The sequence below is a fragment of the Amphritea pacifica genome, assembly GCF_016924145.1.
Classification (GTDB): domain Bacteria; phylum Pseudomonadota; class Gammaproteobacteria; order Pseudomonadales; family Balneatricaceae; genus Amphritea; species Amphritea pacifica.
On the sequence record NZ_JAFFZO010000130.1, the window covers coordinates 1 to 414 of the forward strand.

General features: G+C 51.4%; 1 pseudogene. It reads left to right on the forward strand.

Features of this window, described 5'->3' with window-relative positions:
* Positions 1-262 (forward strand): annotated as a pseudogene (locus JW499_RS21740) (glycoside hydrolase family protein); the annotation flags it as partial.
* Positions 263-414 lie beyond the last annotated feature (152 nt).

Consider the following 414-nt stretch of genomic DNA (forward strand, 5'->3'; position numbering starts at 1 on the left):
TTGGTGGGATGCCTACCGCAAGCAGCTTGGCCTGAAAGACTTCTCTCCGAAAAGTCAGGACGCTGTGGCATTGCAGCAGATTAAGGAGCGTGGCGCTTTACCTATGATTGATCGTGGTGATATCCGTCAGGCAATCGACCGTTGCAGCAATATCTGGGCTTCACTGCCGGGCGCTGGTTATGGTCAGTTCGAGCATAAGGCTGACAGCCTGATTGCAAAATTCAAAGAAGCGGGCGGAACGGTCAGAGAGATTGATGTATGAGCAGAGTCACCGCGATTATCTCCGCTCTGGTTATCTGCATCATCGTCTGCCTGTCATGGGCTGTTAATCATTACCGTGATAACGCCATTACCTACAAAGCCCAGCGCGACAAAAATGCCAGAGAACTGAAGCTGGCGAACGCGGCAATTACT